Origin of the sequence: Escherichia sp. MOD1-EC6842, from assembly GCF_002965705.1 — a bacterium.
In the GTDB taxonomy this organism is placed as follows: domain Bacteria; phylum Pseudomonadota; class Gammaproteobacteria; order Enterobacterales; family Enterobacteriaceae; genus Escherichia; species Escherichia ruysiae.
This window is the reverse complement of the sequence record NZ_PTRF01000009.1, coordinates 173,454-184,303: the sequence shown is the minus strand read 5'-3', so window position 1 is coordinate 184,303 and position 10,850 is coordinate 173,454. Positions and strand designations below refer to the sequence as shown.

General features: G+C 50.7%; 10 protein-coding genes. 3 read left to right on the top strand and 7 right to left on the bottom strand.

Annotation, left to right across the window (positions count from 1 at the left end; all coding sequences use genetic code 11):
* Window positions 1–431: 431 nt before the first annotated feature.
* Window positions 432–1,730: an alpha-ketoglutarate permease gene (gene kgtP, locus A7Z29_RS13220; RefSeq protein WP_000841090.1), complete on the top strand. Its 1,299-nt coding sequence runs from the start codon at window positions 432–434 to the stop codon at window positions 1,728–1,730.
* Here kgtP and A7Z29_RS13215 read toward each other — a convergent pair.
* From A7Z29_RS13215 to trxC, 5 genes are all read right to left on the bottom strand, one after another.
* On the bottom strand, window positions 1,727–2,050 hold the full coding sequence (locus A7Z29_RS13215; RefSeq protein ID WP_085461030.1) for a YfiM family lipoprotein: 324 nt from the start codon (window positions 2,048–2,050) through the stop codon (window positions 1,727–1,729). The two genes, kgtP and A7Z29_RS13215, sit on opposite strands and share 4 nt — an antisense overlap.
* Before the next feature lie 45 nt (window positions 2,051–2,095).
* Window positions 2,096–3,451: a CDP-diacylglycerol--serine O-phosphatidyltransferase gene (gene pssA / locus A7Z29_RS13210; protein ID WP_000949267.1), complete on the bottom strand. Its 1,356-nt coding sequence runs from the start codon at window positions 3,449–3,451 to the stop codon at window positions 2,096–2,098.
* 113 nt (window positions 3,452–3,564) lie between these two features.
* On the bottom strand, window positions 3,565–6,225 hold the full coding sequence (patZ, locus tag A7Z29_RS13205) for a peptidyl-lysine N-acetyltransferase PatZ (protein ID WP_105290347.1): 2,661 nt from the start codon (window positions 6,223–6,225) through the stop codon (window positions 3,565–3,567).
* Window positions 6,226–6,256: 31 nt separating this feature from the next.
* Complete coding sequence (gene tapT, locus A7Z29_RS13200; protein ID WP_000138186.1) at window positions 6,257–6,955, bottom strand: tRNA-uridine aminocarboxypropyltransferase; 699 nt, start codon at window positions 6,953–6,955, stop codon at window positions 6,257–6,259.
* Between the two features lie 70 nt (window positions 6,956–7,025).
* Entirely contained in the window at window positions 7,026–7,445 is a 420-nt protein-coding gene (gene trxC, locus A7Z29_RS13195; RefSeq protein WP_105290346.1) for a thioredoxin TrxC, read from the bottom strand.
* Window positions 7,446–7,651: 206 nt separating this feature from the next.
* Between trxC and A7Z29_RS13185 the strand changes: the two genes are divergently transcribed.
* Entirely contained in the window at window positions 7,652–8,689 is a 1,038-nt protein-coding gene (locus A7Z29_RS13185; RefSeq protein WP_000997415.1) for a tRNA/rRNA methyltransferase, read from the top strand.
* Window positions 8,690–8,735: 46 nt separating this feature from the next.
* Here the strand turns inward: A7Z29_RS13185 and ung are convergent, their stop codons facing one another.
* Complete coding sequence (ung, locus tag A7Z29_RS13180) at window positions 8,736–9,425, bottom strand: uracil-DNA glycosylase (protein ID WP_032225983.1); 690 nt, start codon at window positions 9,423–9,425, stop codon at window positions 8,736–8,738.
* A 303-nt stretch (window positions 9,426–9,728) separates the two neighbouring features.
* Here ung and grcA point away from each other — a divergent pair, with 303 nt between their 5' ends.
* On the top strand, window positions 9,729–10,112 hold the full coding sequence (gene grcA / locus A7Z29_RS13175; protein WP_000627804.1) for an autonomous glycyl radical cofactor GrcA: 384 nt from the start codon (window positions 9,729–9,731) through the stop codon (window positions 10,110–10,112).
* A 60-nt stretch (window positions 10,113–10,172) separates the two neighbouring features.
* Here grcA and eamB read toward each other — a convergent pair whose 3' ends face one another.
* Complete coding sequence (gene eamB / locus A7Z29_RS13170; RefSeq protein ID WP_032225982.1) at window positions 10,173–10,760, bottom strand: cysteine/O-acetylserine transporter; 588 nt, start codon at window positions 10,758–10,760, stop codon at window positions 10,173–10,175.
* Window positions 10,761–10,850 lie beyond the last annotated feature (90 nt).

The window sequence follows — 10,850 nt, the reverse complement described above, 5'->3', positions numbered from 1 at the left end:
CAGAAGTGAAACGCCGTAGCGCCGATGGTAGTGTGGGGTCTCCCCATGCGAGAGTAGGGAACTGCCAGGCATCAAATTAAGCGAAAGGCCATCCGTAAGGATGGCCTTTTTGCGCTGGTGCAGAAAAATGCCGGATGCGACGCTGGTGCGTCTGATCCGTCCTACTCAGGGTTACGGTAGGGGGCAACAGTGCATTATTCCCCCACATACGCCAGATTCAGCAATGGATACGGTTTCATCAATTTCCCCACTTCCATGCGTTCTCCTTACCAGAAATCTCTTCTGAAGCGCCTTAATAACCGTTCTCATGCTAACTAAAGTCACTGTTAAGGTTGCATAACCTAACGCAACAAATGTATAACATTTACTTTACTAAAAAATAAACAACAGCAGCCGACAAAGCATCGGATTATGGCAGGAGAAATAGTGGCATGGCAGAAAGCACTGTAACGGCAGACGGCAAACTGACAAGTAGTGATACTCGTCGCCGCATTTGGGCAATTGTGGGGGCCTCTTCAGGTAATCTGGTCGAGTGGTTCGATTTCTATGTCTACTCGTTCTGTTCACTCTACTTCGCCCACATCTTCTTCCCTTCTGGGAACACGACTACTCAACTACTGCAAACAGCCGGTGTTTTTGCTGCGGGATTCCTGATGCGCCCAATAGGCGGTTGGCTATTTGGACGCATAGCCGATAAACATGGTCGTAAAAAATCGATGCTGTTATCGGTGTGTATGATGTGTTTCGGCTCACTGGTAATCGCCTGTTTGCCTGGTTATGAAACAATCGGTACCTGGGCTCCAGCATTATTGCTTCTCGCGCGTTTATTTCAGGGATTATCTGTAGGTGGAGAATATGGCACCAGCGCCACCTATATGAGTGAAGTCGCAGTAGAAGGTCGTAAAGGTTTTTATGCCTCATTTCAGTATGTCACGTTGATCGGCGGACAACTGCTAGCTCTACTGGTTGTCGTGGTTTTACAACACACCATGGAAGACGCTGCACTCAGAGAGTGGGGATGGCGTATTCCTTTTGCGTTAGGAGCTGTGTTAGCTGTTGTAGCGTTGTGGTTACGCCGTCAATTGGATGAAACTTCACAACAAGAAACACGCGCTTTAAAAGAAGCTGGATCTCTGAAAGGATTATGGCGCAATCGCCGAGCATTCATCATGGTTCTCGGTTTTACCGCTGCGGGCTCCCTTTGTTTCTATACCTTCACCACTTACATGCAGAAGTATCTGGTGAATACTGCGGGAATGCACGCAAACGTAGCAAGCGGCATTATGACAGCAGCACTGTTTGTATTTATGCTCATCCAGCCGCTCATTGGGGCACTGTCGGATAAGATTGGCCGCCGAACTTCAATGTTATGTTTCGGTTCTCTGGCAGCCATTTTTACCGTTCCGATTCTTTCAGCATTGCAGAACGTTTCCTCTCCTTATGCCGCTTTTGGTCTGGTGATGTGCGCCCTGCTGATAGTGAGTTTTTATACTTCAATCAGTGGAATACTGAAGGCTGAGATGTTCCCGGCACAGGTTCGCGCATTAGGCGTTGGTCTGTCATATGCAGTCGCCAATGCTATATTTGGTGGCTCCGCAGAGTATGTAGCGTTATCGTTGAAATCGGTAGGAATGGAAACAGCCTTCTTCTGGTATGTCACCTTTATGTCAGTTATTGCATTTCTGGTTTCACTAACATTGCATCGCAAAGGGAAGGGAATGCGTCTTTAGTGATGCGCCAGTTGCCAGATGGTATAGCCGGTGCTTGCACCGGCGATATCCCAGGCAAAATCTTTCCAGCTCCAGCCGCTCCCTTCAGGGCGGCTATCCCAAAGTTCTTTTGACGCGCCCAGCCCTACAGAGAACATCAGCCCGAACGTGGCGCTACGGTCAGAGCTCATTCCCTGATGCTGTGCGTATTCATTTCCGGCGGCAGAAAGCATCGCCGAGGCGATAAAGTGTTGAGCTTTATCCTGCCCGCTCCAGCTATCGTTAGCCATGTGGCTGCATCCAGAAAGTAACAATAGCGAACAGACAAAAAGAATACGCAAAACGTGGCCTCCAAAAAACAAACCCCGTACAGGACGGGGTTGTGATTACAGGATGCGGCTAATTAATCGGTCGATGCGGATACGGCGCAAACGGCGGATAAGTTTGCGAACCTTCACCGGATAATCGGCAATACTTTGCAGATCGCGGTAGTGCTTAACGATGGTAGTATGCTCGCGGATCAGCTCCAGTTCTTTCTCACGCTGTGGTGCAAGCTCCAGTTGCGGATCGTGGATCAAAATGGCGTTTTCCAGATCCAGACGCCAGGCGCGTGGGTTCAGGTTATTACCGGTTACCAGCATCCACTTATCATCAACCCACATCCCTTTCAGGTGATAGGTGTTGTCGTCATCTTTCCATAACCGAACCACTAACTGGTCAGTATTGACGTAATACTGCAAACGGCTCAGGAAGCGACGCAGATTGATCTCATAAAGATAAGGCAGTGCGCCAATTATCTTGAAAGGTTCATCTTCCGGAATGTAGAAGTCATTCGCGGTTTTATCACCAACAATAATTTCGACCTTTTTCCCTTCGCGCAGCAACTGGATGATATTGCGCACAAGGATTGCTGGCAGGTTGAAGTAGGGGGTGCAGATGGTTAGTTTCTGCTCGGCACAAGGCATAAGATGGAAAATGGTCTTGTTCAACAGACTCGATTTCCCCAGACCTACCAACGGCGTTACGGAAAGCTGATCGTTGTCGGCATCGCCCTGGAAATGATAAGCGGCATCACGCAGCTCCTGGCGGAACAGGCGAATGTCGTTCTTGATTTCCGGACTTTTTGGGCGATTAACATCATCCAGACGATTAACGCCGCGACCATTCATAATATTCTGTGTAACCCATTCAAACATAATGTCTGACATCTTACGGTTACGAATCAGATGATAACGGTCGTAGCGATATTTATCGTGCTGATGCAGGTAAACATCGTTCAGGCTGGCACCGCTATAAAGTACGCTATCGTCGATGATAAAGCCTTTAAAGTGCAGAACACCAAGGGCTTCACGGGTATTGATTGGAACGCCATAAACCGGAACATCTACGCCCGGATTTTCCTGCGCCATGCGGCAGTACCAGTCAGCGTTAGTGTTAGATGCCGCAGCGCCAATGCGTCCACGTTGTGCACGATGCCAGTCGACCAGCACCCGCACATCCAGTTCCGGACGCTGCCTTTTAGCCTCATACAACGCGTTCAGAATGCCTTTGCCACCGTCATCCTGTTCGAGATACAGGGCGACAATGCAAATGCGCTGCTTCGCGCTGGCTATTTTTTCCAGCAGCGTCTCCCGGAAGTCGGCGGGAGCGTAAAAGAAATCGACATCATCAACTGATTGAGAAATCTTGGGTAGTTGGGCAAGGTGTTGTTGATGTTTATTACGCTTAAATTTTGACAACATCACAGTGCATTTCTTCTCTGTTCATTGAAGGGTCCTCTGTGCAATGCAGACGACATAAGCGGGCAATAATAACACCAGTCCCGATTAAGTGGTCAACATTTCCAGTACCTTACTCATGATTCCTCGCGCTGGGCAAGATTTAGCGTAAGCCCAACGATCCCCTCTTCGAGCTGGATATCAACGTTAAACCCGAGCTTGCGGGCTAGCGCCACCATGCCACGATTGTTTGGCATCGTAATACCATTCAGACGTTGTAGTCCGTGATCTCGCGTATAGGTAATCAACTTTTCCATTAAGCGTCGACCTAAGCCTAACCCTTTGAGATCCGAGCGAACCAGTACAGCAAATTCGGCATCGATGTTATCAGGATCGGAAATCGCACGCGTGACGCCGAGGATCTCTTCCGTTTGATCAATACGTCGTACCGCTACAAACGCCATTTCCCGATCGTAGTCGATCTGTGTCATGTTGGCTAAATCTTCATGGGTAAATTCGTTGATCTCGCTAAAGTAGCGGTAATAAAGATCTTCTTTGGTGACTCGCGAAATGAATTGCTGAAGTTGTGGCTCATCTTCTGGCAAAATCGGGCGGAACAAGCAGCGTTCGCCATTTTTCAATTCTACCCACTCTTCCAGCTGATGCGGATAAGGGCGCACTGCCAGCCGACTCTCGTTATCGCCTTCAAAAGGCGCAATATCCAGCGTGACATCCAGCGCGGTAAATTCACTGCCGGAAGCCAGCAAAGGATGAATATCCAGACGCTGAATTTCCGGGCAATCGACAATCAGGTTGGAAACCTGCACCAGTAACTGGCTTAAGCCCGCGACGTCGAGTGGACGCAGTGCACTGCGAGCACGAATTTTTTTACTTTTGATTCCCTGAATGACCAGATAGCGAGCCAGGTTCATGTTCAGTGGCGGCAGCGCCACGACGGCTTGATCTTCAGGACGCCATTCCACACCGCCTTCACCCAGCATGATCAACGGCCCGAAAACCGGATCGTGCTCGACGACTACGCGCAACTCCTGAGCACCTGCACGGTTAGCCATACTTTGCACTAAAAGGCCGTGAATACGCGCCTGCGGCCAGGCCATTTTTACCCGATCGAAAATAGCGTTCGCGGCTTGCTGGACTTCACTAGCCGTACGCAAATAGAGCATCACGCCCTGAACTTCTGATTTATGCGGAATATCCGGCGAGCGCAACTTCAGCGCCACCGGATAACCAATCTGTTCGGCAATATGTACAGCTTCGGTGCTGTCAGTGGCAATCCAGGTGGGAAGCGTGTTCATGCCATACGCTTGCAGGATGGGCTGAACTTCATGGGTATCGAGTGATGTCGCTCCTTCAGCAATGGCTTGCTGTAGCAGAATATGCGCTTCTGCGGTATTAGAGGTCAGATTGCTGGGCAGCGCCGGCGTTTCGCGTAGTTGCTTCTGATTACGTCGGTACTCCACCATATGCATAAAAGCGGTAATAGTACCTTCCGGTGTTCGATAGGTCGGCAGCCCGGCTTCGCTGAATAAGCGTCGTGCCTCTTGCGAGGAGTGTTCTCCACACCAGTTCGTCAGCAGAGATACATACTTGCTGCGAGGGTGATGTTTTACCGCTTCAATTAATGCTTGCGCACTTTCTGTTGCGGGCGCTGCGGCGCTGGGCGAATGAATAACCATCAGCGCATCAAAATCCTGGCTGTGAAACAGAATATCCAGCGTTTTGACATAATGCTCGCTGCTGGCGTCATCGCGCAGATCGAGCGGGTTAGAGATAGCAACATGTTCTGGCAGCGCATCGCGCAGTTTCTGGCAAATCTCTTCACTTAGCGTTGCCAGCTTGCCATTGCGCGACCATAAGGCATCCAGCGCCAGCGCGGCAGGCGCGGCACCGTTGCTGATAATCATCAGCCGGTCGCCACGTAGCGGGCGCATATGGCTAAGGGTTTCTACCGCCGAAAACAGTTCGTGAGTGTCCTGCACTCGTAATAAACCTGCACGCTGAATAGCCGCATCCCACGCCGGATCCATTCCTGCCGTGGTGTTCAACAGACGTTGAGCCGCCGGGCTACGTCCGCTTTTAATCACCAGAATCGGTTTATTGCGCGAGGCACTACGGGCAGCCGAAACAAAGCGTCGCGCGTCGCTTAACTGTTCGAGATAGAGCAGGATGGCGCTGGTTTTACTGTCGCGCGCCAGATAGTCGAGCAATTCATCAACGTCGATATCCAGGCTGTCGCCGAGAGCAATAAAATACGAAAAGCCCATCTCACGCTGTTGCGCCCAGTCGAGGATGGTGTTGGAGACGGCAGCCGATTGCGAAATAAACGCCAGCTTGCCGCGTTTAATCGGCACAGGCGAAAAGCTGGCATTCAGACCTTGCCAGGGAGCCAGTAAGCCCAGACTGTTTGGTCCTAGCAAGCGCATGTTATGGCGCAAGGCGCAGGCGCGGAGATCTTCGTGTTGCGATGCCGGGGCGGAAAGAATAATGCAGGTTTTACAGCCTTTCTCGCCGAGCTCTTCCAGAAGAGCAAGATTACGGCTGGCATTAGTACACAAAACCGCAAGGTCGGGTGTAAAGGGTAAGCTGGCAATATCCGGCCAGGCCAACACACCCAACACCGCTTTCCAGGCTGGCGTCACCGGGAGTACCGGTCCGTTAAAGCCTCCCGCCAGCAGGTTACGCATCATCAGGTAACCTGCGCGATTGGGTTTCATCGATGCGCCAATTACCGCAATCGATTTTGGTCGCAGTAGTGCTTCCAGTCCTCGCTGACTCATACCGGTCTCCCGCAGAAGTGACCGAATGATTTTAAACGCTTTCTAACAGTTCTGCTGTGATGCTACCCAGATGTTGCGTTTTTCCTGCCAGATAGCGCGTTTTAAAACGAGTGAAATGCTCGCCTAAGCCCGTTGCTGCTTCGGTATCGCCTGCCATATCTAAAAGTGCGATGGCTACTTCGGCAGTACAATATTGGCCTTCGGCCTGGGCTTCACGCAGGCGATAGGCAGAAAGCCGGGAAAGATCGACGGAAATAACCGGGAAATTATCCAGATACGGACTTTTACGAAACATCTTGCGTGCTTCCGGCCAGGTGCCATCGAGCATAATAAACAGCGGCGGCTTACCGGAAGGCGGCGAGAAGATGACTTCCCGTTGCTCGCCGGCATACGAGGCAGGAAAAACCACCATTGGCTGATAATCCGGGTTTTGTACCAGATCCAGCAAATCTTGCGAGGGTTCGGTACGCGACCATTGAAACGCGACAGTATCCGGCAAGATATCAGCAATTAAACGTCCGGTATTGCTGGGCTTCATTGGCTCGGTATCGAACATCAGCAAACAAAAACGGCTTTTTGCTTCAGTTGGGGTGATTGTCGAACAGAGGCAAAGCTTCTCTGGCAAAAGACAGCGTTGGCAACGACGAACGCGATTACCACGGGCAAGAAAAGGACGCGTTGCGCGTGCAATACGTTCGGCGCGTAACTGGAGAACAGCGTTTTCGGTCATGAGAGAGAGCGTCGAAAAACCGCCATTGTCGCAGAGGAGAAAACGGGGCACAAGATGCGCCCCGGCAAGATTAAAGAGATTCGTTCAACCAGCTATCGAACGGCGCTTTCGGCACAGCGCCGTTAAGCATGTCAACAACCTGACCATTTTTGAAAATCATGATCGTCGGAATGCTACGAATACCAAAGCGGCTGCTTAATACACGTTCGGCTTCGGTATTCACTTTTACAAAACGCACTTTACCGCTACGCTCTTGCGCAACATCTTCAAAAATCGGCGCGAAGTTACGGCAAGGGCCGCACCACGGCGCCCAGAAGTCGATCACTACAGGCAGATCGTCTTTCAGCAATTTGTCGAGTGTTTCACCGGTCGCATTAATCACCTCTCCGTCAAACAGGTCGTGACCGCAGCGTCCGCATTTTGCCGCATCTTCGATCCGATCGTCGGGAATGCGATTGATGGCCTGACAATGGGTACAAACGGTATTCATAACTAACCTCGGGATGAGTAAGGAGACTTATCGGCAATGACGCCGGTATGTTTCTAATATGTTACATATTATCAAAGGCAATGTTCCAGACAACAATCTGTTTTATTCAATAGGTATGATAGTCGCAGGCTTTGGTACGAAATCATGGCGAACCGCGCGCACTTCGGGTAATCTGCGCGCTTCGCGCAGCGCTGGTGGAGAAAAGCATGAACGATGAAATGAAAGGTAAAAGCGGCAAGGTCAAAGTGATGTATGTCCGCAGTGATGATGATTCTGATAAACGTACCCACAACCCGCGCACCGGGAAAGGGGGCGGGCGTCCAGGAAAATCTCGTGCTGACGGTGGCCGTCGCCCCGCCCGCGATGACAAACAGAGTCAGCCCCGTGACCGCAAGTGGGAAGAGTCGCCGTGGCGCACCGTTTCCCGCGCGCCGGGTGATGAGGCACCAGAAAAGGCCGATCACGGTGGCATCAGTGGTAAAAGTTTTATTGATCCCGAAGTTTTGCGTCGTCAGCGTGCGGAAGAAACCCGCGTCTACGGCGAAAATGCATGTCAGGCACTGTTCCAGAGCCGTCCGGAAGCGATTGTTCGCGCCTGGTTTATCCAGAGCGTAACGCCACGTTTTAAAGAAGCATTGCGCTGGATGGCGGCAAACCGCAAAGCGTACCATGTAGTGGATGAAGCGGAACTGACAAAAGCATCAGGCACGGAACATCACGGTGGCGTTTGCTTCCTGATCAAAAAGCGTAACGGCACAACCGTACAGCAGTGGGTAAGCCAGGCTGGCGCGCAGGATTGCGTACTGGCGCTGGAAAACGAATCTAACCCGCATAACCTGGGTGGCATGATGCGTAGCTGCGCGCACTTTGGCGTGAAAGGCGTTGTGGTGCAGGATGCGGCGTTGCTGGAATCGGGTGCGGCAATCCGTACCGCAGAAGGCGGCGCAGAGCACGTTCAGCCGATTACCGGCGACAACATTGTTAATGTGCTGGATGATTTCCGTCAGGCGGGTTACACCGTGGTAACCACTTCCAGCGAACAGGGTAAACCGCTGTTCAAAACCAGTCTGCCAGCGAAAATGGTGCTGGTGCTGGGTCAGGAATATGAAGGGTTACCGGATGCCGCACGCGATCCGAACGATCTGCGCGTGAAGATTGACGGTACTGGCAACGTTGCCGGGCTGAATATCTCTGTCGCAACTGGTGTGCTGCTTGGCGAATGGTGGCGTCAGAATAAAGCCTGATAAATCAGCCGGATGGCAATTCTGCCATCCGGTATTTTTCCGTCAATTACTCACTCTCTGCCGGTAATACTGGCATCCAGTCAATCGGCGTCTCGCCACGTTGTACCAGCCACTGATTTGCCAGCACAAAATGGTTGCAGCCAAAGAATCCACGATGCGCCGAAAGCGGTGACGGATGTGGCGCTTTCAGCACGTGATGGCGTTGCTTATCTATAATCGCCCCTTTCTTTTGCGCATGTGATCCCCACAACAAAAACACCACGCCTTCACGATGCTGATTAATCAGGCTGATGACTTTATCAGTAAACGTTTCCCAGCCGAGGCTGGCGTGGGAATGTGCCTGGCCTGCGCGCACCGTCAATACGGTGTTGAGCAGGAGAACCCCTTGACGTGCCCAGCTTTCAAGATAGCCATGTGTCGGGCGAGTAAAGCCTGGAAGGGTATTTTCCAGCTCTTTGTACATATTCAGTAGAGAAGGCGGTATAGCAATGCCTGGGCGAACGGAAAATGCCAGACCGTGCGCTTGTCCGGGGCCGTGGTAAGGATCCTGACCGAGGATCACCACTTTGACATCGCCCAGTTCAGTAAAGCGAAAGGCGTTAAAGACATCTTTTTGTGGTGGGTAGATGGTTATCCCGGACTGCCGCTCGCTGGCAACGGTCTGGAGGGTGTTAAGAAAATAGGGTTGCTGCTTTTCTTCAGCCAGCACGTCATGCCAGGTTAATTGGTTAGTCATCTCGCTCTCCTGCGGATCTTCAATCCGCCTAGCTTAACTGCTTCTTTCTACAGAACAAAATCAAGCTCATTTTTTAGCCATAAACGAGTGCAAAAAAATGTAAATTGGTAAAATTCCACACTCGTATAAGTTGATGTAAAACAATAAAATCCATTTACGACCACATTTGATGTGTGGTTTTTATTGATTTAAATCAAAGAATCAAGGGTGTTTGAGGAGTATATATACACTCAAGCAACAATGGTTTTACCAATTGGCCGCGACAGGCTAATCAAATCAAATAATTTGCCGGGGAGGCATCACATGATTACAGGTATCCAGATTACTAAAGCCGCTAATGACGATCTGCTGAACTCTTTCTGGCTGCTGGACAGCGAAAAAGGCGAAGCGCGTTGCATCGTTGCGAAAGCAGGTTTTGCAGAAGACGAAGTGGTTGCAGTAAGCAAACTGGGTGACATTGAATACCGTGAAGTTCCAGTAGAAGTTAAACCAGAAGTTCGCGTTGAAGGTGGCCAGCACCTGAACGTAAACGTTCTGCGTCGTGAAACTCTGGAAGATGCAGTTAAGCATCCGGAAAAATATCCGCAGCTGACCATCCGTGTATCCGGTTATGCAGTTCGCTTCAACTCTCTGACTCCGGAACAGCAGCGCGACGTTATCGCTCGTACCTTTACTGAAAGCCTGTAAGGCTTAAGTAGCAAGTTATTAAGCGGAAGAGGGTGACCTCTTCCGCTTTTCTTTTGTCTTTCAATAGAAAATGCGTACCGCACAATAGACCAGCAACAGCGCCAGCACGATATTCAACTGACGGCCATAGCGGTTAAACAATCGCTGAAACAGATGTCCCGCCAGCGCCCAACACACATTGCCAAACGTCCCAATCATCGCCAGCAAAACGCTGACGCCAACTACCCAGCTTAACGCCTGTGTTTGCGGCAGAACAAACGTCGACAGTGCCGTAATGCCGTACAAAATAATTTTGACGTTCACAAACTGCAAAGCAAAGCTGGCCCAAAAACTGATCGGTTTTGCCTGAAGTCCGTCTTCTTTTGTTGGACTGGTAGCGATTTTCCACGCCAGCCAGACAATATATGCTGCCCCCGCCCAACTCAACAAATGCACTGCTGCCGGATCGATAACAGCCAGTGAAAACGAAATTCCCGCACACAGCAACATGACGATTAAAAATCCCAGACTCATCCCTGCCAGCACGCGGGAACTCTGACGAAACCCATGCGACGTGGCTGAACTCAGAGCGAGAATATTGTTCGGTCCTGGCGTGAGGGCCGTAATCAGAGTGTAGGTCCAAAAAGCACTTAAAAGGGTCGGTGTCACTTGTTATCTCCTCTGTTTTGGTAGACAGTACCCGACATGAAACATTTAAAAAAATGAATGTTTTTTCATTCTAAATTCGACAATCTCGAT